Consider the following 22834-nt stretch of genomic DNA (forward strand, 5'->3'; position numbering starts at 1 on the left):
CGCCGCGGCCAGCGCCTCGGCCACCGGCGGCGCGCCATTGCCCTTGCCGCCGACCTTGGTGATGAATTCGTTGATCTGGCTCTCGGGAATGGCGCCCATGAAGCCGTCGACCGGCTGGCCGTCCTTGAAGGCGATGACCGCCGGAATCGACTGAATGCCGAGCTGGCCGGCGATCGAGGGATGGTCGTCGATGTTCATCTTGACCAGCTTGACCCTGCCGCCGGCGGCCTTGACCGCCTTTTCCAGCTGCGGGGTGAGCTGCTTGCAAGGTCCGCACCACGGCGCCCAGAAGTCGACCAGCACTGGCTGGCGGCGCGATTCCTGGATGACGTCGGCGGCAAAGGCCGCGGTCGTCGTGTCCTTGATGACGTCGCCGGCGACGGGGCCGGCGTTGGGGGCGGCTGCTGGCGGCGCGGACGCCTGGCCGAGTCCGGCTTTGGGCTCGGTTCCGCCATACTGCACCGTGGTGGCATACTGGCCGCCCTTGTTTCCGAATGATCCGCCAAACGGATTGTTGTCGCTCATCTCGTCACCCTTTCGGTCGCGCCGCCGGCCCGTGGCCCGGCGCCCTGTCTCAATTGGAAATCGGCTTTGCCACCCATGTGGCGATCATGCCGAGACTTTCAAGATAGCAGCATCATGCCCGGTTGCCTCGACGAATCTGATGAGATCGGCGGCCGCGATCGATGTCGTCGCCTCGTTGGTCAGTGGATGCGCGTTGATGACGGAATGGTCCATCAGATCCTTGTCGAGCACCAGCCTGACCCGGTTTTCCCTGTCGTTGATGATGCCGAAGACCGTGACCGCCCCCGGCGTGACGCCGAGCAGCTCGATCAGCATTTCCGGTTTGCCGAACGAAACCCGGCTGGCGGCGCCGATCAGCTGGTGTATCTGCTTGAGATCGACGACCGCGTCCTCGCCGACGGTGACCAGGAAGAAATTGTCCTTCTTGTCCTTCAGGAACAGGTTCTTGGTGTGTCCGCCGGCGATCTCCCCGCGCAGCGCCTGCGAATCGGCAACCGTATAGAGCGGCGGGTGGCGTATCGTCGAAACCGCGATGCCGAGTTCGGCAAGAAAGGCCATCAGGTCAGCTTCGGTCTTCGGCATGGGTCTCTTCTTCGTCGGTTTCTTGGCCTTGCCGTTTACGGCCAATGAGGCGGCCGACACAAGACCGTCGCGCAAGCGGCGATCAAATCGGCGCGTCGCGGGCGGTTTGCCGGCATCGCTCGGAAGGTTGCAAAAAGCCTGCTATTTCCCTGTTGCAATCGCCGCGCTCTTCAGCCATATAGGCCCGGCTTGCGGCCAAGACGCCGTGTGAGCGGGTGTAGCTCAGGGGTAGAGCACAACCTTGCCAAGGTTGGGGTCGAGCGTTCGAATCGCTTCACCCGCTCCAGTTTCCTCCAGGAAATCAAGCACCGAAAAGCCGCGGTTCGCCGCGGCTTTTTCGTTTTTGACGGATTGAACTCGACCGCCCAAGAGCCGGACGTCACTTATGGGACTGCTGGAAGCCGGCAACGTCGTACTGAGATACGCTCTTCGGGTTCTTGGAGTTCTGCGGCTGGGTACCTGCGTAATGTGTTCCCGCATTTCCGTCCGGGTTGAAGGCTGAACCCGGCGCGGTGCTGGCATTGCCCGGCGTAACACTTCCTGTCTGAGCGGTGCCGATCGCTTGATCGGGTTGGCCTTTCGTCCCCGTTACCGAGTGGCGATTATCGGNGTGCTGGCATTGCCCGGCGTAACACTTCCTGTCTGAGCGGTGCCGATCGTTTGATCGGGTTGGCCTTTCGTCCCCGTTACCGAGTGGACGTTGGCAGCCGAAGCCAGGCCGGCGGAGGTCATCAGCAAGCCCAGTACCATGGGGAAGAGGTGATGTTTCATCATTGTTCTCCCAAAATCGGTTTGATTTCAGGGCGCTCGCGGTCTCGGGAGCACCCGGCGAACAAGACTGAAACGCTTTTCGGGACGCCGTTCATCCCGAGCATCACGGATCTGTGATGTCGGGCGCCGCCGGCCTGTCGCACAGGCTAACCCACGCCTTCCGTTGGGTGCACGGGAAATTCCTGCGCCGCTCGACTGGGCTACTGACCCGTCCCGAATTTGTATGTGACGCGGGCCATGACGGCATCCACTTTGGCGTCGGTCCGATACGTCTCTGAGTTCACTCCGATTGTGCCATCATCAAACACGTTATTGCCGCTGCTGGTCTTGGACCCAAGATCGATGTGGGTGTAATCGACGCCAGGAGATAGGTTGTCGGTAATGGCATAGTCGATCCCGGCGCCGAGGGCATAGCCGCTTTGCCAGTCGTTCTTCTCGTATGTGACCAAAGCATCATTGTCCCAAGTCGTGAACTTGACCTTGCCGCCGGCATACCCGGCCGTTGCATAGATCAACACACGATCGAAGGCATAACCAATGCGTCCAACGGCTGTAACGTAGTTGGAGATTTTACCGGTTTCAGTGTCGCTGTCTGGGAAATAGGGGCTGACGATGGTCTTTTTGATGCCCGTGGCAGTCCACGTCGCCTCGCCACCCAGGACGATCTGGTTCCACTGATACTGTGCGCCTATGTGAGCGTCGGTTGCCGTGATGTCGCCGTTTGCCGCGCCCTGCCGACGCACCGCTTGCGTAAATGGCTCTCCTGGCGACCGGCACGTCACCAGCCGCAACCCCGGTGATCTCGTTCCGCGACAAAGCGGGGCCTCAGTATTTGGTACCCGAACTGTCGCCAGCGGCATCCGCGCCTGGTTGCTTTCGTCCGCCGGTCAGCCGACCGGACTCGAACTCCTCGACCGCCTTGTCCCAGCAGGCCTTCTCACGGTCGGGCATCAAGCCTTCCCGCTCCCAGAGTTCGCGGGCCCGCTTGCTGATATGCGCGACACGTTCTTCGTGGCTAATCACCATGGCCGTCTTCCTATGGATATCCAGAGGAAGCAACCGGACAGCGTTTGAAATGTTCCAATTGGACGCGTAGAGTCCCCGCCGGTTTGTTCTTCTCCACATGGATTGATGGGCCGGCTAACCATGCCTCGTCGATCTGATCGCGCAGCAGCGCCATGCCATAACCCTTGCGGCGATGGATGGACAGAAAAGCGATGTCGCCTGTTCCTGCCGTCCGGCGCCAGCTACCAGATCGACCAGGGACAGAAGACGCTGCCGCCGGACCTCGTCAAGGCGATGAAGCCGGGAACCAATCTGAACATCGGCATGGATCCGTCACCCGCAAGCCGGTCACCAGCCGGTGTCGCTGGCCGGCTTCAGCGCCGCGTTGACCAAGCTGGAATCGATCAAGTAGACCTTCGGTCGCTTGATTGTCGGCGCCCGCGATGCTCCGTTGCCGGTTCCATGCATACGGAGAAGCCTCATGACGGGTTTTGTCGACCGGCAGCGCGCCACGCAGTTGATGCAACGCGCCGGCATCGCGGCGCTGGTGCTCTCAGCGCCCGAGGCCTTCCATTATGCGACCGGCGCTTCGATCGGCCCGGCCGGCCTGTTCCGGCGCGCCGGCGCCGGCTTCGTCGTCGTCCCGGCCAGACAGGACCTGCCGATCGGCGTTGTGGTCGCGGACTTCAATGCCAGGCAACTGCGGACCGCCGCGCCCGAGATGGTCGTGCGCTCGCACCCGATCTGGATCGAAACCGCGCCGGTCGAGACAGGACCTGCAGGGCTGCCCTTGGCGGAGCGTATCGAGGCTGGCCAGGCTTCGCTCGGCCGCGCGCCGGATTTCGCGCGTCCCGCAACCTTCGACCTCGCCGGCTCGGTGCGCCAGTTGCAGGCAATCCTCACCGAGTTCGGGCTGCAGCGTGCCACGCTCGGCCTCGACCTCGACTTCATTCCCGCCGCCGATTTTGCCGCCATCCAGGCGCTGCTGCCGGATTGCCCTGTTGTCGACGGCTCGCCCGTGCTGGACCGGCTGCGCGCGGTCAAGTCGCAGCGCGAGATCGACCTGCTGCGGCAAGGCATCATCCTGTCGGAAGCCGGCCTGGAGCGGCTGCAGGTGGATGCCATGGCCGGCATGCGCCAGAGCGATCTCGTCGCGCTCTACCGGCAGGGCGTCGCCACGGCGGCGGCCGGCTTGTCCCATCCGGTCATCACGGCCGAATATGTGACGCTGGGCGCCCGGGCCAAGGGCGCCGACGCCAGGGCCGTGGCGGGCGATCCGCTGAAATGCGACATGGTCTGTACGGTCGGTGGCTACGCCTCCGACATGTCGCGCAACTTCACCTTCGGCCCGCCTTCGGCCGATCAAGCTGAACTGCACGCCATTGCCGAGCGCGCCTTCGACGACGGGCTGGCCGAGCTTGTTCCCGGGAACACGCTTGCCCATGTCCACCGCGTCGCCACCGACAGCCTGGCGCGCCAAGGCCTGCGCTCCTACCGCCGCGGCCACTTCGGCCACGGCGTCGGACAGTCGGTCTTTTCCGAGCAATGGCCGTTCATATCGGCTGGCAGCGAGGTCGTCATCGAGGCCGGCATGGTGCTGGCCTTCGAGATCCCGCTCTACATCGACGGCCTAGCCAGCTTCAACCTCGAGGACCAGTTCCTGATCACGCCGGAAGGCCCCGTGGCGATGAACCGGCTGCCGCGGCGGCTGGAAGTGATTGGGTAGGCCAGCACCGCGGCGGTGGTCACCTGGGCGCGTGAAGAACTAAGCGCTCACGGCCGGCCGCCTGTCCTTCCATGGCATTTCCTGTTCCAGCCGCGCCGACGCCGCCAGTACCGTCGCCTCGTCGCCATAGCGGCCGACAAGCTGCACGCCGACCGGCGCGCCGCCCTGCGACCAGCCGAGCGGCAGCGAGATCGCCGGCTGACCGGAGATGTTGAAGGGGAAGGCAAAGACTGCATCCGCCCATTTGGCGTTGTAGCGGTCGATATCCGTCTCCGACATGTCGTAAAAGCCGAACGGGCGCGGCAGTTGCGTCAAGGTGGGCGTGACGAAGAGATCATAGGCCTTGAGGTTGCCGACAATATCGCGGCCGACTTGCCTGAGCTGCTCGACATCGGAGATGTGCCTGACCCCGCTGGTGGCGCGGCCGCGCTCGATGATTGCCCAGGTCACCGCCTCGACATCGCCTGACGTCACCGGCCGGCCGATCACCGTTTCGAGATAGTCGAAGGTCGCCGCCGTCTGCACGCAGGTCATGTTGGTGTAGGTCGCCCATACGCCGTTGGCATCGAGCGGCATGTCGTGCTCCTCGACATGATGCCCCAACCGCTCGAGTGCGGCCACGGTCGCCAGCACCGCCGCCTTCACCTCCGGATCGATGGCGGTGCCGTTGGGCGGCGTGACTGTGAAGCCGATGCGCAGGTTTTTCGGCGCACTCCCCGACAGGCTAATCCAGGAGGCATCCGGCACCGGCGGCGTATAGGGCTCGCCGGGCAAGGCGCCGGCCACCGCATCGAGATAGGCCGCCGTGTCGCGCACCGTGCGCGAGCAGCAGAGGAAGTAGGCACCGCCGTACCAATAGTCGCCAAACGGCGCCAGGCTGACGCGGCCGCGTGACGGTTTCAGGCCCACGATCCCGCAGCAGGAGGCGGGGATGCGGATCGAGCCGGCGCCGTCGCTGGCCTCCGCGATCGGCACCATGCGCGAGGCGACAGCCGAGGCCGCGCCGCCGCTCGATCCGCCTGGCGTGATGCCCTCCTTCCACGGGTTTTTCGTCGTGCCGTAGAGTTTTGGTTCCGTCGTGATCGACCATCCGTTTTCGGGCGCGTTCGACTTGCCGACCAGCACCAGTCCCGCCGCCTTCATGCGGCGGACGACTTCGGTGTCGAAATCGGCGACGACATCTCTGAGGTAGAAACAGGAATTGGTGTTGGGCGCACCTGTCCAGGACGAGGCCAGTTCCTTGAGCAAGAATGGTACGCCGGCAAAGGGTGCCGATCTGTCGACCGTCGCGGCCTGCGCGCGCGCCATGTCATAGAGGCGATGAATGACCGCATTGAGCGACGGGTTCAACCGCTCGACTAGCGTGATCGCCGCCTCGACCAGTTCCGCCGGCGAAACCTGGCCGCCGCGGACCAGCGCGGCGAGGCCAAGCGCGTCGGACTCGGCATAGGTTTTCAAAAGACTGTCGGTGACCATCTCTCTCTCCCTATTCTCCTGTCCTCGACACTCGTCGAGGCGACCGAGCCATCACTTCGGTCATTTGCCAATGTTGGCACCGCCCCTTATCCGCCTGCCGGCACCTTCTCCCCGTATAGTGACGGGGAGAAGGGAGGACGGCCGCAACCCCGGCGCCACTCCTGTGGCCTTAAAGGTTGGCGAAGTCGTCGGTGACGGCGTCTTTCTCCCCGTCACTATACGGGGAGAAATGCCCGGCAGGGCAATGAGGGGCAGGGAAAACTTGAGATGGTTGTCGCAGGGGCTCCAATCTCGCCAATGTTCTCACTGCCGGCGCCCTCCAGCGCCGGCAACCGGATGACGTCAGGCCAGTTCCACCGTCCGTCCCAGCTCGATGCTCTGTTCGGCCGCGAGCACGATGCGCAGGCTGTTGACCGCGGCATCCATCTGCTCGGTCAGATCGAGGTCCTCGCTTATGGCGCGCAGGAAGAACGCCTGCTCGCGGTCGCACAGTTCCTGGTGGCCGGGCTCGTCCTCCATGCTGACGATCTCGTCGGGCTTTTTGAAATTCTTGTCGCCGTCGACGGCGGCATAATGGATCTTCAGCGCGTCGGTCTTGGTGTGGCGGTCGATGTCGGCGGAGTTCGACACTTCGGCCAACTCGGCCGCGCTGCTCGCCTGCTGGCCGGCGACGATCGATACCGCGCCTTTCGGGCCGACGACATCCTTCACGAAATAGGCCGTCTCGCTCATCATCGGGCCCCAGCCGGCCTCGTACCAGCCGACCGAACCGTCATCGAAGGTGACATGCAGATGGCCGTAATTCTGCTTGTCGGCTTCGGCCCACAGTTTGGCGCCGATGCCATGCACGCGTACCGGCTTGGCGCCGGTCAGCTGGCACATGACGTCGACATAATGCACGCCGCAATCGACGATCGGGATCAGCGAATCGATCAGGTTCTTGTGCCAGTGCCAGGCGCTGCCGCTGCTTTGCTGGTTGAGGTTGAGCCGCATGACCAACGGCTTGCCCAGCGTCTTGCCGACCTCGATGAACTTGATCCACGAGGGGTGGACGCGCAGGATGTAGCCGAGCACCAGCTTGCGGTTTTTCGCACGCGCGGCCGCCACCACCTTTTCGGCGTCCTCGATGTTGGTGGCCAAAGGCTTTTCCATGAACACGTGGCAGTTCGCCGCGATCGCCTTCAGCGCGTATTGGGCATGCGTGTTTGGCCAGCTGTTGATCGAGACCGCGTCGGGCTTGGTCTCCTTCAGCGCCAGATCGAAATCCTCGTAGAGCGGATAACCGGCGAGTTCGGCCGGGATTTTCGTGTTGCTCTTGATCGAGCGGCTCATGATGCCGACGATCTCAAACCCCTCCGAGCGGTGATAGGCGCTGGCGTGCGACGCACCCATATTGCCGAGACCCACCACCAGTACTTTTACCTTGTCGGCCATGTCAGCCTCCCAAATTCTTGATTGGATCGTGTGGGCGGCGCGCTGCCGCCCTTGTTGGTCATCCCGCGTTTCCGCTGCCCCTCATCCGCCTGCCGGCACCTTCTCCCCGTATAGAGGCGGGGAGAAGGGAGCTTGCCGCAACCTCCGCGCCCTTCTGGAAACATTGGAGATGGGCGAAACCATTGATGACAGCATCTTTCTCCCCGTCGCTATACGGGGAGAAATGCCCGGCAGGGCAATGAGGGGCTCCGCCGCCATCGACAGATCTCGGATGCGATTTGCGCAGCCCTACTTCACCGCCGAATCGAACAGATGCGCCTTGATCTTGTCGACATCGAGCGCGGCAAAGCCTTCCGACAGTTTGACGCCGTCGGCGTCGGCCTTGACCTTGGCCTTGTCGAAGTCGTTGGCGGCCGGGATCAGGTCGTTGCTGCAGACATCCTCGGCCTTCACCGGGTTGGTGATCTGGCCGATCTTGTGGATCTCGTCGAAGAAGCCCTGCCAGCTCGCCATGTCGTGAGAGCCCCAGCCGCCGCGCTTGTCCATGTCGCCGCGGAAGACGTTGATCTGCTGCAGGATCGAGGTGGTGCCGAGCTCCGGTCCGAGGTTCTTGGCCAGCGTCGGGAACTGCTCGAACACCGCTTCAACCGCCGCGCGTGGATTTTGATATCCAAACTCAAGGCCCATCGCCCAGCCGCGCAGATACTTTTCCAGGAACGCCTTCTTGTCGGGGTCCTCGAGGTCGGCGGCGCGCACGACGAAGGTGTTGGCCGGCAGCTTCGAGTTCTTCACGCCGAGCCAGTATTCGAAGTCGAGACCCTTGGCGATCCATTCGGCGCGCAGCCCTTCCCATGACAGCGCCGCGTCGCCCTGGCCGCCGGCAAGCGCGGTGCCCCAGGTCGGCCAGCCGGCCTCTACATATTTGACCTTCTTGATATCGACGCCTTGCGCGGCAAGCAGCGGATCGGTGATCGACTGCCAGGCGGCGGAGCCGAGCAGGATGGTCTTGCCTTCGAGCTTCTTCAGATCGTTCGAGCCCTCGCCCTTGCGGAAGGCAATGCTGAACGTGTCGCGCGCGCCCATGTGGAACACCGACTTCAGCTTCATGCCGTTCTGGATGGCGAAGGAAAACACGCCGGGCGAGGGAAAGCCCATATCGGCCTGGCCGACATCGACGAACTTCACCGTCGCCGTGCCGTCGGACGGTCCCGGCTGCATGTCGGTGTCCAGCCCGTCGAAATAGCCGGCCTTCTTGGCCGCCCAGTAGGGATAGTCGTCGAGCACTTCGAGCGTGCCGCGCGGCGAGATCCAGGTGAACTTTCCATAGGCCTCGGCCCTTGCCCTGAGGCCGGTGGCGCCGAGCGCGGTCGCCGTCACCAGCCCGGCGCCGGTCACCTGCAGGAAGGTGCGGCGGCTCATTCCCGCCTGTTGGATGAGATTGTCCTTGGTCATGGCACTCCCCTTTTGTTGATTGTTGGTCTGCCGCCCGCCTCCGGGCGTGCTCATTGCCTTCGCTTCAAGCCTCCCAGCTCGCCCATTTCTTGCCGATGAGGAAGAACAGCACGTAGATCAGAATGCCGAGCATCGACAGGATCAGCACCACGGCGAAGAATTGCGGCATCTGGATCATCGACGAATAGGTGGTGAGCCGGTTGCCGAGGCCGAAGCCACCGCCGACCATCTCGGCGCCGACGGCGGTGAGCAGGCCGAAGATGGCGCCGATCATCAGCCCGACCAGGATCATCGGCAGCGCCATCGGCGCGCGGATTTTCCAGAAGATCTGTAAGGTGCTGGCGCCATAGGACCGCGCCAGCGCGATCTTGGCGCTGTCGACGCGACGAAAGCCGGTGGCGGCATTGATCATCACCATCGGCCCGGCGGCCAGCGCCACCGCGATGATGCGCGGCGTGTAGCCGAAACCGAAACGCAGGATGAGCAACGGCACCAGCGCCAGCATGGGCGTGGTGACCAGCAGCAATATATACGGCGCGACGATCTTTTCCGCGAACGGGAACTGGGTGATGACGGCGGCCAGCATAAGACCGACGGCGGCGCCGACGGCAAAGCCGGACACCAGCTCGACCAGCGTGTAGCCGAGATGCGGCGCGATCAGCGGAAACTCGTCGAACAGGGCATACGCGATCGAGCTCGGCGGCGGCATGATGTAGAGCGGCACATGGAACAGCCGCAGCGCCAGTTCGATGCCGCCGATGATGATGACGGCGACGGCGAGGATGGCCGCCACCTCCTTGCCCGACTTGATGCCCGGGCCGCTGGCGAAGGCCGAGAGGTTGGTCAGGCTGACGTCTTGCCCATCACCTGATTTCGCCCTCGAAAATTCGGGAATGGCGTCGCTCATGGCCTGATCCTCACGATCTCGGCGCTCGGTCGCTCCAGCGCCTTCGGTCTGGTGCGCTCTCCGACAATGTCCATCTTGATCCGGTTGGTGAGGTCGAACACCTCCTTCGTCGCCATGATCTCCAGGGAGCGCGGCCGCGGGAACGGCACGCGGTACTCCTTGGCGACGCGGCCCGGCCGCGCACTCAGCACCACGACGCGGTCGGAGAGGAAAATCGCTTCCTCGATCGAGTGGGTGATGAAGACGATGGTGGTCTTGGTGTCGAGCCAGATCTCCTCGACCAGCCGGTTCATCTCCTCGCGGGTAAAACTGTCGAGCGCGCCGAACGGCTCGTCCATCAAAAGCACCGACGGTTTCAGCGCCAGCGCCCGCACGATCGCCGCACGCTGCTGCATGCCGCCCGAAAGCTCGCGCGGGAACTTGCCGCCGAAACCGTCGAGGCCGACGCGGTTCAGGAGATGCGCGATCCAGGCGCGGTCCGGTTTTTCGCCCTTGATCTCGAAGGGGAAGCGGATGTTGGCGTCGAGATTGCGCCAGGGCAGGAGGTTGGCTTCCTGGAAAACGATGCCGATATCGGGATGCGGCCCGGAAATCTCTTTGCCGTCGAGCTTGATCGCGCCGCTTGTCAGGCCGTGCAGCCCCGACATCGACCACAACAGCGTGGTCTTGCCGCAACCGGACGGGCCGACGATTGAGACGATTTCATTGGCTCTGACGTCGAGGCTGCAGCGGTCCAGCGCCAAGAGGTCGCCGGACGCCGTGTGATAGATCTTGGTCGCTGCCTGCACGCCAAGCTTCGGCGTTGTTATCTCGCCCGCGTTCATCCGCCCCTCGGAGATTGCGTGATGATCCAATGGTCATCAGACTGCCAGAAATCAGTGTGTAACTATCCTACTTTGCTGTCAAGCGTCGACGATGACAAGCGTGGTACGAGAATCGCTGGCCTGGTATAACTATCTGTTTTGATGTGGTATTCTTTGCCTTGAAATCCGTGTTGCTTTCCTACATGATTTGTCAGGCGCACACGCAGTTGCCCTGGCGGCACGCATCGGTTGCAGCGGTGCCGTGCGCATGGAACGACAGCGTGCGAACATGATAAGAGGTCAGGTCGAAAACGGGCTAGGGAACACCGCCTTCATGACCGAAGCTGCCAGCCATCCGATCGCGGACGAAGAGGGAGCCGGGGGCGAACCCGTCCGGCGCATTCCCGACATCATCTCACTGGTCAAGGATTCCTACGGCGAATTGCGCCCGGCCGAACGCCGCGTCGCCGATGTCGTGCTCGAAAATGTCAAATATGCCGTCGACGCTTCCAACGCGGCGCTGGCCCAGCGAGCCGGGGTCAGCGAACCGACGGTGACCCGGTTCTGCCGGGCCATAGGCTGCGAGGGCGTGCGCGATTTCAAGCTGAAGCTGGCGCAGAGCCTCGTCGTCGGCGCACTCTACCTGGACACGTCGCCGGCCAGGGAGGGAGACGCCGCCATGCCGTTCTGGAACGCGGTGTTCGGCGAAGCGCGCCGGGCGCTGCAGGAAGCCGAGCGGCAGCTCGATCCGGGTGAGCTGGAAAAAGCCGCCGAGCTGATCGCCCGGGCCCGCCAGGTCACCGTATTCGGGCTCGGCGGCAGCTCTTCGGCGCTGGCGCAGGAAACTCAGTACCGGCTGTTTCGCTATGGCATCTCGATCAGCGCCCAGTGCGACCCCTATTTGATGCGCATGACCGCCTCGACGCTGAAGCCCGGCGACCTGGTGGTCGCCATCTCGGCGACCGGGCGCACGCGCGAGGTGATCGAGGCGGTCGAACTCGCCAAGCACTATCGCGCCAACGCGATCGCCGTGACGGCACCCGATACCGAGCTCGCCCGCGCCTGCGACGTCAAGCTGACGGTTGCCGTGCCCGAATATCCCGACACGCTGAAGCCGACGGCCTCGCGCTTCGCCTTCCTGGCGATGATCGACCTCCTGGCGGTGGCCTCGGCCTACAAGCTCGACGGCCCGGCCCGCGAGACCGTGTGCCGCATCAAATACAACGCCCAGATCCACCGCACGGGCAAGGAAATGGAGCCGCTCGGGGATTAGGCAGGCGGATGAGGGGCAGCGCCGGGTTCAACAATTACCGTCCCAACTCAGGTTGGGCGGATGCAGCAAGAGGGAAGAAATGCTCGAAATGGCACCGACGAAACAGGCAGCCGCATGGCTCGCATCCCTGGCGCAAGCGCTCGAAGCCGGCGATGTTCCCGCCGCAAGCAACCTGTTCGTCGACGATTGCTATTGGCGCGACCTGCTGACCTTCACCTGGAACGTCACGACGATGGAAGGCCGCGAGGCCATCGCCGACATGCTGAAAGCGACGCTGGCGACGACCAAGCCTGCCGCGTGGCGGCTCACCGGCGAGGCGACCTCGGATGAAGGCACCATCGAGGCCTGGTTCACATTCGAAACGACGGCGGCCACGGGCGAAGGCATCATGCGGCTGCGCGACGGCCGCTGCCGTACCCTGTTCACGGCGATGACCGACTTGAAAGGGTTCGAGGAGCGCAAGGGCGCGGCGCGGCCGCTGGGCGTGCGCCACAAGGCGGACCCGGAACGCGAGACCTGGTCGGAAGCGCGGGCGCGCGAGGCGCGCGAACTCGGCGTAACGGCGCAGCCCTATTGCCTGGTCATCGGCGGCGGCCAGGGCGGCATCATGCTCGGAGCACGGCTGCGGCAGCTCGGCGTGCCCACCATCGTCATCGAGAAGAACGCACGGCCGGGCGATTCTTGGCGCAACCGCTACCGCACGCTCGTGCTGCACGATCCGGTCTGGTACGACCATCTGCCCTACATTCCATTCCCCGACAATTGGCCCGTCTTTACGCCCAAGGACAAGATGGGCGACTGGCTGGAAATGTACACGCGCGTCATGGAGCTGAATTACTGGGTCGCCACCAGATGCCTTAGCGCCAGCTTCGACGAGGCGGAGAAGGAATGGACCGTTGTGGTCGACCGCGTCGGGCAGCGCATCACGCTGAAGCCGAAGCACATCGTCTTCGCCACCGGCGCCTACGGTCCGCCGCGCAAGATCGACCTGCCGGGTATCGACCAGTTCAAAGGCGAGCTGCTGCACTCCAGCCAGTATGCCAGCGGCGAGAAATTCCGCGGCAAGAAAGTCGCCGTCATCGGCGCGGCCAGTTCCGGCCACGACGTCTGCGTCGACCTCTGGGAGAGCGGCGCCGACGTCACGATGATCCAGCGTTCGCCGACCACCGTGGTCAAGTCGGACACGCTGATGCAGGTCGGTTTCGAGATATTCTCCGAAGACGCGCTGACGCGCGGCATCACCACCGAGAAGGCCGACATGATCGTTGCCTCGACGCCGTTCGCGCTGGTGCCCAAGGGCCAGCGCGCGCTCTACGACGTCATCCGCGCGCGCGACGCCGAATTCTACGAGCGTCTCGCCGCCTCCGGCTTCGCGCTCGATTTCGGCGACGACGAAACCGGCCTGCTGATGAAGGCCTACCGCACCGGCTCCGGCTACTACATCGACGTCGGCGCCTCGGACCTGATCATCGACGGCAAGGTCGGTATCCGCGGCGGCGTCGCGATAAAATCGCTGACGGCGAAAGGCATCCTGTTCGAGGACGGCAGCGAGCTCGAGGCCGACGCCATCATCGCCTGCACCGGCTACCAGTCGATGAACGAAAATGTGGCGGCGCTCGTCTCGCGCGAGGTCGCCGACAAGGTCGGACCCTGCTGGGGCCTCGGCTCCGGTGTCAAGGGCGACCCCGGCCCCTGGCAAGGCGAATTGCGCAACATGTGGAAGCCGACGGCGCAGGAAGCACTGTGGTTCCACGGCGGCAACCTGGCGCTGTCGCGTTTTTACTCGAAATACGTGGCGCTGCAGATCAAGGCGCGGATGGAGGGTGTCGGGACGCCAGTCTACGGGAAGCCGAGCAATTCCTGACCGGGTAACGCAAGTAGCGGTGGGCACGTACTCGAAATTGCTTGCGCACTTTTCAGATAGGGTGAGTAGTCGCCCCTGTATGCCTGGCAATTCTGGGGGGAAGCCGGTGGGACTGTTGAGAGGGCTTCGCATAAAGCTGGGACTGAAGAAGGACCCGTTGCCGCCACTGCCAGGCGTCGAGATCGGTCGTCATACTTACGGCCTCAACAAGGAATCGTTCTTCAGTCCGCACAAGAACGTGCCGGTTCGCATAGGTTCGTTCTGCTCGGTTGGCCCGGGTGTTCTGTTCATCTGCGCGGCGAAGCATCGCCTCGACGCCGTGACCACCTATCCGATCCAGTTTGCGAACGGAAAAATCCGGAATGCGCCCGGCGACGAGGGCAACGGACCCATCACGGTCGGCCACGATGTCTGGATTGGCGCTCGCAGCATCATCCTTGGGGGTGTCACGGTCGGCAATGGCGCTGTGCTGGGCGCCGGCAGCATCGTCACCAGGGACGTCCCGCCCTATGCCATCGCGGTCGGCAATCCCGCTCGTATCATCCGGTACAGATTCGCGCCTGAAATTATTGAGCGTTTGCAGTCGTCGCAATGGTGGAACTGGAGTGACGATCTTATCCGCGAGCGCGTCGAGCTTTTGACGACAGTAGGCGCCGAGAGTTTCGTCAACGCAGTGGATGCGGCGTACCCGTCCGATAGTCCTTCGACCGCTCACTGACTAACCGGCCTGGCTCAATCGTGGCTGTGGCCAAAGTGCCGGGCTGCGATATCGACATGGGTGTGCCGGGCATGCGCCTCGAAACCTTCGGTCTCGCCGACATCGTTTGCCGCCTCGTTCGGCCACCATGTGCCGCCGATGACGATGCCTTCCGACACCAGCCGCTGGTCCGTGACCAGCAATGCGCCGATCGCATCGACGAAGGTGAAGCGGCCCGACCGCTGGCGAAGCACGGCGACATCGCCGACGGTGCCGACCGCCAGCGTGCCGAGATCAGGCCTTGCGATCGCCCGCGCCGGCCCTTGCGTCGCCGCCCGCAGAACATCGACCAGCGGCATGCCGAGGGCCATCAGCTTCGACATGCAGACCAGTATGTCGAAGGCCGGCCCGTCGACGCAGTAGAGATGCACGTCGCTCGAGATGACGTCGGGCGCCAACCCTTCGGCCAGCATGGCGCGGGCGACCTCGAAGTCGAACGAACCCATGCCATGGCCGAGATCGAAGATAACGCCGCGCTCGCGCGCCAGCCGCATGTCGGGCCGCACCATGCCGGAGGCGAACACCGGCGCATTGGGGAAGGGCCGAAAACAATGTGTGAGGATGTCGCCCCGGCGCAGGCGCGGTAGCACTTCGGAGCGGCCGGGCGGCGGCTCGTCTATATGCGCCATCAGCGGCAGGCCGGCCTTGTCGGCGGCCTCCAGCGCCAGATCAACCGGCGCGATGCCGCTGGTGCCGCCGGCATGCTTGCCCGAGCGGACTTTCACGCCGACGACGACATCGGCGTGCTCGCGCACCGCCGCCACCACCTCGCGCGGCTCGCAGAGACGGAGATCGCTGCATTCGCCGACCGACACCGTCTGCGAGAAGCCGAAGATGCCGGCAAAGGAAATGTTGACATAGGCCAGGATGCGCACCTTCGAACGCTCCATGACATGGCGGCGGAAGCCGAGGAAATTGCCCGCGCCCGCGCTGCCGGCGTCGATGAAAGTGGTGGTGCCGCTCTTGGCGGCGAGGCTGTCGGCGTCGACACCGAGCGAAGTGCCGCCCCAGTAGACGTGGCTGTGCAGGTCGACCAGACCGGGCGCCACGATGCAACCCGTGGCGTCGATCACCTGGGCGGCGCTGGTCGCTGGAATGTCGGCGTCGATCGCGGCGACCCGGCCATTGGCGATGGCGACATCGCGCGGCGCATCGACGCCGGCCGCCGGGTCGATCAGCCGTCCGCCCTTCACCAGGAGGTCGAATTGCATTTGTTGGAACCTCCGATTGGCCCAATTATCGTTTCAGGCCGGTCTGTAGGCGACGGCCTCGACTTCGATCTTGATGTCGATCATCAGCCGCGATTCGACCGTGGTGCGTGCCGGCGGATTTTTCGGGAAATGCCTGGCATAGACCGCGTTGAAAGCGCCGAAGTCGCGCGCGTCCTCGAGCCAGACGGTGGTCTTGACCACGTCGTCCAGGGTGCAGCCGGCGAGCGCCAATGCGGCCTTCACATTGGCGAGCACCTGCTCGGTCTGCTCCATGATGCCGCCCTTGACCACGATGCCGTCGCCGCCAACCGGAACCTGGCCCGAGACAAAGACAAAATCGCCGGCCCGCACGGCGGGCGACAGCGGCACATGGGACGTTCCGAAAGTCTGCTTGGGCAAGGGACGGCCTCCTCCGGTGACATGGCCGGACACCGTGGTGGCGCCCGCTTTGGGACGAGATTTACCGCGATCGCGGCGTTCCCGATAGAGGCCCTTGTTGGAAAGCAACATTGTTGGAAATCCGTGTTGCTTTATTACAGAAGCGCTTGCATCGTGCGCGTTTGCCGGACGGGCTCGACGCCACGACGGANGTGTTGCTTTATTACAGAAGCGCTTGCATCGTGCGCGTTTGCCGGACGGGCTCGACGCCACGACGGATAGACGCCCTTGCGAAACCGGAGACCCTCGACAATGACCTTCGACAGGAACCCCTTCCCTTCCGGCGACGCCGACCGTCACGCGCTGTGGGAGATGCTGGTGCGGCGCGACATCGATGCCTTCATCGGCCAGGACTGGGCCCTGGTCGAGAACGATTTCATCGCCGAAAGCTTCTTCGGCATGCATGCGCATTTCCTGGCCAATGCCGATGCCTGGCGGCTGCAATTCCCGCGGCTGGAGATTTACCGCGACGAGTGGCTGCGCCAGGCGAAGGAAACGGCGGCGACCAAATTCGCCGAGCCGCTGCGCGAGGCGCTGTTTCGCGTCACCAATCTGCGCGACATCGATGTCGACGGCGACCGCGCCGTGCTGCACAAGAAGTTCGACGGCAGCGTCGCCAAGGCGGATGGCAGCGTCGATCGGCTGAAGTGGCAGACACTGTACTTCTGCAGAAAGATTGGCGCGAGCTGGAAGATAGCCGGCTTCGTCGGCTACATGCCTTATCCGCTGGGAAGCTAGTTTCGATTCCCATGAATGACGATCGACATTCGTGATGGCCGATCAGCCGCGCAAATTCCCGTGGCGAACTGCTCAGTACAGCGTGATGAAGGCCGGGAACAGCACGCCTGTCTCCCTGAAATACTCGATCAGTTCGATGGCTGGGAAGATGGCGAGGAAATAGAGCCCGTCGAAAAAGGTGCGCCTCAGTGCCCGGGTCGAGAACTGCAGCTCGTCATTGTCGTGGTAGAGTAGCGGGTTTGGCCAGAACCGGGGCGTCGCCTTGATGTAAGCGCCATAGACCGGGCCGAACTTGCCCAGGAGATATTCCGCCTCCTTGCGCGCCGTGACACGGAAGATCAGGAAGCTGGCGGCGCCGAGCGCGGCGGCGGCCACCAGCGAGCCGTAGAGCAGGCCGATGCCGACCGCGCCGACCGAAGAGAAGAAGTAGAGCGGGTTCTGGCTCATCGAGAATGGTCCCGTCGAGACCAGCTCTTCATTTTTCTTGCCGCCGACATACAGGATGCTCCACAGCCGGCCGGCGACGCAGGCGAGCACCAAGCAGAAGCCGAAGAATTCGAGCGTTTCGTGGCCGTTGGAGCCTTCGCTGAGCGCCGGTTTGGTCAGGAAGAGCAGCAGCACCGCCAGCGCCGCCGCGACCCGGATGAATATCAGCCGCTTGCGCTGGTCGAAAGCCTGTGAAACCGGCTTGAGGGAAGCGTAGGTCATTTTCGTGTTTTCCTGGGCACTCTGGTGCAGGCCCGGCCATTGGGGCACGCCATTGATGGCGGATACAAGGCGCTTATCCTCTATCAGCGCATCGCGAGGCATTCGTAAAGGCCTTTTGCGTCGGCCATCGCATCCTTACGAATTTGTATGGCGCCGGACAGGCTGGTGAGAAGTCACTTCCCTATGGTTGGAATACCGGCCCGCCACCTCGGCGGCCGGCTTCGACCAGGTCAGGGAAAGGATGCTTTCATGAGAAAATTTGCACTTGCCGTCGCAGTGGGGACCCTCGCCGTCTCGGCGTCGATTTCCTCCGTTTTCGCGGCCACCGCGCCTGCGAGAAGACGTTGAAGACCCTTCGCGCCGCCGAGGCGACAGCCAAGCTGAGCGCCGGCGACAAGGCCAAGGTTTCGGAACTCGAGACCAAGGGCATCGAGCGCTGCAATGCCGACGACGACAAGCGCGACGACGACTTCTTCGCCCAGGCCATGAAGGTCATGGGCAAGTAACCTGACCCGGCCATCGAGGACATCAGCCATGCTCGCACCCCACACACACCCGAGCCGAAACAGGGTGCCGGACGTCACCCTCGACTTCTGGCTGGTCAAGCTGATGGCGGTGACCATGGGCGAGACGGCGGCCGACTATCTCGCCGTCAACCTCGGCCTCGGCCTGACCGTCACCTCGCTGATCATGACCGGCGTGCTGATCGTCGCCCTCGCCCTGCAATTCGCGCAAAAACCTTACGTGCCCTGGGCCTACTGGCTGGCGGTGGTGCTGATCAGCGTCGTCGGCACGCTGGTCACCGATAATCTCGTCGACAATTTCGGCGTGCGCCTGCAGACCACCACGATTGCCTTCTCGGTGGTGCTCGCGGCGACATTCGCGGTCTGGTACGCAAGCGAACGGACGCTCTCGATCCACACCATCTTCACCACCAGGCGCGAAATCTTCTACTGGCTGGCGATCCTGTTCACCTTCTCGCTCGGCACCGCCGCCGGCGACCTCGTCGCCGAGACCTTCGACCTGGGCTATCTGACCACGGGGCTGCTGTTCGGCGGCGTCATCGCGCTCATCGCGCTCGCCTGGTATCTCTTCCATCTGGACGCCATCCTGGCGTTCTGGCTCGCCTATATACTGACGCGTCCGCTTGGCGCCTCTTTCGGCGATTGGCTGTCACAGCCAGCCGAATATGGCGGCCTCGGTTTCGGCACCATTTTCACCAGCCTGATCTTCCTCGGCTGCATCATCGCGCTCGTTCTCTACATGACCCTGAAGACCACCCCCGACGATGCCGACGAGATTCTGCTGGAATCGGACTGAGCCGCCGGCGCGACCATCCTAGGAACGAACCCGAGCCGGTGATAGCCTGTCGCCGATACCGGCAGCCAGGGAACAGCGATGCGGCTACTTCTCGTCGAGGACGACCACAGGACGGCGGACTATATCGTGCGCGGCCTGACCGAGGCCGGCCATGTCTGCGACCTCCTGCGCAATGGCCATGACGGGCTTTTCGCCGCGACCAGCGGCGGCTACGACGTGATCGTCGCCGACCGGATGATCCCGGGCCTCGACGGTCTTTCGATGGTCAAGGCTGTCCGCGCCGCCGGCGTGGGCACGCCGGCGATCTTCCTCACCTCGGTCGGCGGCATAGACGACCGCGTCGAGGGGCTCGAGGCCGGCGGCGACGACTATCTGGTCAAGCCCTTCGCCTTTTCCGAGCTGCTTGCCCGCATCAACGCGCTCGGCCGACGGCCGGCCGCGCAGGAACAGAAGACCGTTCTGCGGGTCTCCGACCTCGAAATGGACCTCATCATGCGGCGCGTCGTCAGGCAGGGCCACCCAATTGACCTGCAGCCGAGGGAGTTCAGCCTGCTCGAGGTGCTGATGCGCGGCGAGGGCCGCGTCATCACCCGCACCATGCTGCTGGAACGCGTCTGGGATTTCCATTTCGATCCCAAGACCAGTGTCGTCGAAACCCATATCAGCCGGTTGCGGACCAAGGTCGACAAGCCGTTCGGCACCCAGCTCATCCACACCATCCGCAACACCGGCTACAGCCTGCACGCGCCGCTCTCCCAGTGATCGCGACCCGATGACCGCGACCCGGACCCGCCTGCTGCGCAGCACGCCATTCCGGCTTGCCCTGACGTTCGCCTTCCTGTTCATGCTGGCCTTCGTGCTGTCCGGCGCCATCGTCTACCAGATGATGAGCGCCGACCTTGCCGAGCAGCTCGACGACACCATCAGCGAGACCTTTGCCGTCATCGCCGCGACCTATGCCGACAAGGATCTCAGGGAGTTGGTGGAGACGGTCGAAAACCACTCCGCGCGCAGCCCCAGGAAGGAGCAGCTCTTTTCGCTGACCGACGCGGCCGGCAGCCGTATTGCCGGGAACTTCACCGCGGCCGGGCTTCCAGATGGTTTCTCGATGTTCGGCGCCGAAATGCCGGGCCTGCCGCCGGACACCGAATATCGCGCCTATTCCGGCTCGGTCGGCGCCAACACGCTGACCATCGCCTTCAGCCTCTCCGAGACCGAGGAACTGGAAACGATCATGCTGATGAGCTTCGGTTGGGCGACGCTGATCATCACCGGCCTGGCTGTCGCCGGCGGCGCCCTGCTCGCCTCGCGCGTCCAGCGCCGTCTCGACGGCATTGCCGCCACGATGGTCGACGTTTCGCATGGCCGCCTCGACACCCGCATCCCACTGACCGGCAAGGACGACGACATCGACATCGTCTCCGGCCAGATCAACGCGGCGCTCGACCGCCTGTCGGCGCTGGTCGAGGGCATGAAGCAGGTCAGCGCCGACATCGCGCATGATTTGAAGACGCCGCTGAACCGCCTGCAGATGATCCTGGAGAGCGCCGCCGACAAGGCCGCGCGGCGCCAGGACGTCTCCAACGATCTGGCTGACGCGCGCGGCGAGGGCCATCAGATCAATGAGACCTTCGACGCGCTGCTGCGCATCGCGCAGATCGAGGCCGGCGCGCGCAAGGCGCGCTTCACCGATGTCGCTCTCGGCGAGATCCTCGAGACCATCGCCGAAATCTACGCCGGTGTGGCCGAGGATGACGGCAAGGTGCTGTCATCGGTCGAGCTGCGTCAGACCGCCGACCGCATCCATGGCGATCCGGAACTGCTGACGCAGATGTTCGCCAACCTGGTCGAGAATGCGCTGCGCCATTGCCCGCCCGGCACATCCATCCAACTCTCGGTGACGCGCCGGGACGACCGCGTGCTTGCTGGCGTCGCCGACAATGGCCCCGGCATTCCCGCCGACGAGCGCGAAAAAGTGTTTCAGCGTCTCTACCGGCTGGACCACAGCCGATCGACGCCAGGCAGCGGCCTCGGCCTCAGCCTAGTCAGGGCCATTGCCGACCTGCACGGCGCGACCATCGCGCTCGAGGACTGCCGGCCCGGGCTGGGCGTGGCGGTGAGTTTTCCCTTGGTGATGGATTAGCCGACAAATTACCGGTGCTGGCCAAACCAGCTTGAAAGTCCATTCAGCGGTCGATGCGCGTCGACAAAATAATCGACGACGATGTCCGCTCCACGCCCTCCATGGCGCCGATCTGGTCGAGCAGCGTGTCGAGGTCGCGGATCGACGGCGCGTCGACGATGACGATCATGTCGAAATTGCCGCTGACGGAGTGCAGCGTTCTGACCGGCGGCAGCGCCTGCAGGCTGCGCACCACCTTGTCAGCCAGCTTGGGCGTTACGGTGAGCAGCACATGCGCCCTGACCAGCCCCTGCTCATAGTCCGGCGCCAGCCGGGCGCCATAGCCGGTGATGATGCCGCGCTGCTCGAGCCGCTCGATTCGGCTTTGCACCGTAGTGCGCGACACGCCGAGCCGCCGCGCCAGTTCGGCCGTCGAGGCGCGCGCGTTGGCGCGCAGCAGCGAGAGCAGGGCCTGTTCGGCATCACTGAGCATTTCGACGAAATCCTTCGGCGGATCGGCAAAAGATTGGGTTCAGTTTGCAGAATTCCATGCTTCCTTTCGACAGGCAAGTTGCGATGATTTCCGCGAACACGGATCGCAGGGGAATTTGATCATGAACAAGATCGTTATCGTCGGGGCCGGCAAGATCGGCTCGACCATCGCCGAAATGCTTGCCGGGACGGGAGACTATCAGGTCACCCTCCTCGACCGCTCGGCGGCGCAGCTCGCCGCGGCGGAAGTCCCAGCCGGCGTGGAGACGCTGGAACTCGACATCGCGGCGCCCGGTGCGCTTGAAGCAGCGCTCGCCGGCAAGTTCGCGGTGCTGAGCGCCGCCCCCTTCCATCTCACCACGCGCATCGCCGAGGCGGCGGCAAGTGCTGGCGTGCACTATCTTGATCTCACCGAGGATGTCGTCTCGACGCGCCGCGTCAAGGAACTGGCGCGCGACGCCAAGAGCGCCTTCATCCCGCAATGCGGGTTGGCGCCCGGCTTCATCTCGATCGTCGCCAATGATCTCGCCAGCCGCTTCGACACGCTGGAAAGCGTGCGCATGCGCGTCGGCGCGCTGCCGCAATACCCGTCCAATGCGCTGAACTACAATCTGACCTGGAGCACCGACGGCGTCATCAACGAATATTGCGAGCCTTGCGAGGCGATCGTCGAGGGCGAGCTGGTCGAAGTGCCGCCGCTGGAGGAGCGCGAGGAGTTTTCGCTCGACGGTGTCACCTACGAGGCGTTCAACACCTCCGGCGGCCTCGGCACGCTGGCCGAGACGCTGAAGGGCAAGGTACGCACGCTGAACTACCGCACCATCCGCTATCCCGGCCACGCAGCGATCATGAAGGCGCTGCTCAACGACCTTGGCCTGCGTCATCGCCGCGACGTGCTGAAGGATATTTTCGAAAGCGCCCTGCCGGCGACGCTGCAGGACGTGGTCATCGTCTTCGTCACCGTCTCCGGCCGCAGGAACGGCCGTCTGCTGCAGGAGACCTACGCCAACAAGATCTATTCCCGGCGCATCGGTCAAGAGGTGCGCAGCGCCATCCAGATCACCACCGCGTCTGGCATCTGCGCCGTGCTCGACATGCTGGCGGACGGATCGCTGCCGGCGACCGGCTTCGTCAGGCAGGAAGACATCGCACTAGATGCATTTCTGGCCAACCGTTTCGGCCGGGCCTACGCGCAGCATGACATGGTGAGCCGGCTTGCGGGGTGAGCGG

Annotated in this window: 23 protein-coding genes and 1 tRNA gene; 11 read left to right on the forward strand and 13 right to left on the reverse strand. The window is 64.0% G+C overall.

All coding sequences use genetic code 11. The annotated features are described in order from the left end of the window. Positions 1-525 (reverse strand): thioredoxin (gene trxA, locus X742_RS17500; protein WP_023771906.1); only part of this gene is annotated, 525 nt, incomplete at its 3' end. Positions 526-609: 84 nt separating this feature from the next. Beyond that, complete coding sequence (locus tag X742_RS157290) at positions 610-1107, reverse strand: prolyl-tRNA synthetase associated domain-containing protein (protein ID WP_023771907.1); 498 nt, start codon at positions 1105-1107, stop codon at positions 610-612. 211 nt (positions 1108-1318) lie between these two features. Between X742_RS157290 and X742_RS157285 the strand changes: the two genes are divergently transcribed. Continuing rightward, a tRNA-Gly gene (locus X742_RS157285) sits at positions 1319-1393 on the forward strand. A gap of 685 nt (positions 1394-2078) precedes the next feature. Here X742_RS157285 and X742_RS157275 read toward each other — a convergent pair. After that, positions 2079-2660 carry an outer membrane beta-barrel protein gene (locus tag X742_RS157275; protein WP_245275551.1) on the reverse strand — a complete coding sequence of 194 codons (582 nt, stop codon included), beginning with the start codon at positions 2658-2660 and terminating at the stop codon, positions 2079-2081. Between the two features lie 43 nt (positions 2661-2703). After that, the gene (locus tag X742_RS157270) at positions 2704-2904 is read right to left on the reverse strand and encodes a DUF2934 domain-containing protein (RefSeq protein WP_031240359.1); all 201 of its coding nucleotides are present in this window, start codon (positions 2902-2904) and stop codon (positions 2704-2706) included. A 460-nt stretch (positions 2905-3364) separates the two neighbouring features. Between X742_RS157270 and X742_RS157265 the strand changes: the two genes are divergently transcribed. Further along, a complete protein-coding gene (locus X742_RS157265; protein ID WP_023771912.1) occupies positions 3365-4609 on the forward strand; it encodes a Xaa-Pro peptidase family protein in 1245 nt (414 codons plus the stop codon). A gap of 39 nt (positions 4610-4648) precedes the next feature. Here the strand turns inward: X742_RS157265 and X742_RS157260 are convergent, their stop codons facing one another. The 5 genes from X742_RS157260 to X742_RS157240 all read right to left on the reverse strand — a co-directional run bounded on the left by X742_RS157260 (position 4649) and on the right by X742_RS157240 (position 10702). After that, on the reverse strand, positions 4649-6085 hold the full coding sequence (locus X742_RS157260) for an amidase (RefSeq protein ID WP_023771913.1): 1437 nt from the start codon (positions 6083-6085) through the stop codon (positions 4649-4651). A gap of 342 nt (positions 6086-6427) precedes the next feature. Beyond that, positions 6428-7519 (reverse strand): Gfo/Idh/MocA family oxidoreductase, encoded by a 1092-nt coding sequence (locus X742_RS157255; protein WP_023771914.1) that lies wholly within the window; start codon positions 7517-7519, stop codon positions 6428-6430. Positions 7520-7807: 288 nt separating this feature from the next. Beyond that, positions 7808-8971 carry an ABC transporter substrate-binding protein gene (locus X742_RS157250; protein WP_023782062.1) on the reverse strand — a complete coding sequence of 388 codons (1164 nt, stop codon included), beginning with the start codon at positions 8969-8971 and terminating at the stop codon, positions 7808-7810. A gap of 64 nt (positions 8972-9035) precedes the next feature. Then, positions 9036-9878: an ABC transporter permease gene (locus tag X742_RS157245; RefSeq protein ID WP_023771916.1), complete on the reverse strand. Its 843-nt coding sequence runs from the start codon at positions 9876-9878 to the stop codon at positions 9036-9038. After that, the gene (locus X742_RS157240) at positions 9875-10702 is read right to left on the reverse strand and encodes an ABC transporter ATP-binding protein (protein ID WP_023771917.1); all 828 of its coding nucleotides are present in this window, start codon (positions 10700-10702) and stop codon (positions 9875-9877) included. The genes X742_RS157245 and X742_RS157240 overlap by 4 nt, the downstream gene beginning before the upstream one ends. A gap of 313 nt (positions 10703-11015) precedes the next feature. On the opposite strand from X742_RS157240, the gene X742_RS157235 reads away from it, so the two are divergent. The 3 genes from X742_RS157235 (at position 11016) to X742_RS1000000176500 (ending at position 14536) form a co-directional block, all read left to right on the forward strand. Next, the gene (locus X742_RS157235) at positions 11016-11954 is read left to right on the forward strand and encodes a MurR/RpiR family transcriptional regulator (RefSeq protein ID WP_023771918.1); all 939 of its coding nucleotides are present in this window, start codon (positions 11016-11018) and stop codon (positions 11952-11954) included. Positions 11955-12033: 79 nt separating this feature from the next. Next, positions 12034-13818 (forward strand): NAD(P)/FAD-dependent oxidoreductase, encoded by a 1785-nt coding sequence (locus X742_RS157230; RefSeq protein WP_023771919.1) that lies wholly within the window; start codon positions 12034-12036, stop codon positions 13816-13818. Positions 13819-13975: 157 nt separating this feature from the next. Beyond that, positions 13976-14536 (forward strand): CatB-related O-acetyltransferase, encoded by a 561-nt coding sequence (locus X742_RS1000000176500; protein WP_023782059.1) that lies wholly within the window; start codon positions 13976-13978, stop codon positions 14534-14536. A gap of 14 nt (positions 14537-14550) precedes the next feature. On the opposite strand, the gene X742_RS157225 is transcribed toward X742_RS1000000176500, so the two are convergent. Together X742_RS157225 and X742_RS157220 are read right to left on the reverse strand one after the other, a co-directional pair. Next, the gene (locus X742_RS157225; protein ID WP_023771921.1) at positions 14551-15786 is read right to left on the reverse strand and encodes an amidohydrolase/deacetylase family metallohydrolase; all 1236 of its coding nucleotides are present in this window, start codon (positions 15784-15786) and stop codon (positions 14551-14553) included. Positions 15787-15819: 33 nt separating this feature from the next. After that, entirely contained in the window at positions 15820-16185 is a 366-nt protein-coding gene (locus X742_RS157220; RefSeq protein ID WP_023771922.1) for a RidA family protein, read from the reverse strand. 291 nt (positions 16186-16476) lie between these two features. On the opposite strand from X742_RS157220, the gene X742_RS157215 reads away from it, so the two are divergent. After that, positions 16477-16962 carry a hypothetical protein gene (locus X742_RS157215; protein WP_023771923.1) on the forward strand — a complete coding sequence of 162 codons (486 nt, stop codon included), beginning with the start codon at positions 16477-16479 and terminating at the stop codon, positions 16960-16962. Positions 16963-17034: 72 nt separating this feature from the next. Here X742_RS157215 and X742_RS157210 read toward each other — a convergent pair whose 3' ends face one another. Then, positions 17035-17670 carry an isoprenylcysteine carboxylmethyltransferase family protein gene (locus X742_RS157210; protein ID WP_023771924.1) on the reverse strand — a complete coding sequence of 212 codons (636 nt, stop codon included), beginning with the start codon at positions 17668-17670 and terminating at the stop codon, positions 17035-17037. A gap of 344 nt (positions 17671-18014) precedes the next feature. Here X742_RS157210 and X742_RS1000000175655 point away from each other — a divergent pair, with 344 nt between their 5' ends. From X742_RS1000000175655 to X742_RS157195, 4 genes are all read left to right on the forward strand, one after another. After that, positions 18015-18176, forward strand: a complete 162-nt coding sequence (locus X742_RS1000000175655; protein WP_245275534.1) for a hypothetical protein — start codon at positions 18015-18017, stop codon at positions 18174-18176. Between the two features lie 28 nt (positions 18177-18204). After that, entirely contained in the window at positions 18205-18990 is a 786-nt protein-coding gene (locus X742_RS157205) for a membrane protein (protein ID WP_023771925.1), read from the forward strand. A gap of 78 nt (positions 18991-19068) precedes the next feature. Then, positions 19069-19752: a winged helix-turn-helix domain-containing protein gene (locus X742_RS157200; protein ID WP_023771926.1), complete on the forward strand. Its 684-nt coding sequence runs from the start codon at positions 19069-19071 to the stop codon at positions 19750-19752. A gap of 10 nt (positions 19753-19762) precedes the next feature. After that, positions 19763-21133, forward strand: a complete 1371-nt coding sequence (locus tag X742_RS157195) for an ATP-binding protein (RefSeq protein WP_023771927.1) — start codon at positions 19763-19765, stop codon at positions 21131-21133. A gap of 43 nt (positions 21134-21176) precedes the next feature. Here the strand turns inward: X742_RS157195 and X742_RS157190 are convergent, their stop codons facing one another. Continuing rightward, positions 21177-21605 carry an Lrp/AsnC family transcriptional regulator gene (locus X742_RS157190; RefSeq protein WP_023771928.1) on the reverse strand — a complete coding sequence of 143 codons (429 nt, stop codon included), beginning with the start codon at positions 21603-21605 and terminating at the stop codon, positions 21177-21179. A 121-nt stretch (positions 21606-21726) separates the two neighbouring features. On the opposite strand from X742_RS157190, the gene X742_RS157185 reads away from it, so the two are divergent. After that, complete coding sequence (locus X742_RS157185) at positions 21727-22830, forward strand: saccharopine dehydrogenase family protein (protein WP_023771929.1); 1104 nt, start codon at positions 21727-21729, stop codon at positions 22828-22830. Positions 22831-22834 lie beyond the last annotated feature (4 nt).

This window comes from Mesorhizobium sp. LNHC229A00 (assembly GCF_000502415.1).
GTDB lineage: Bacteria > Pseudomonadota > Alphaproteobacteria > Rhizobiales > Rhizobiaceae > Mesorhizobium.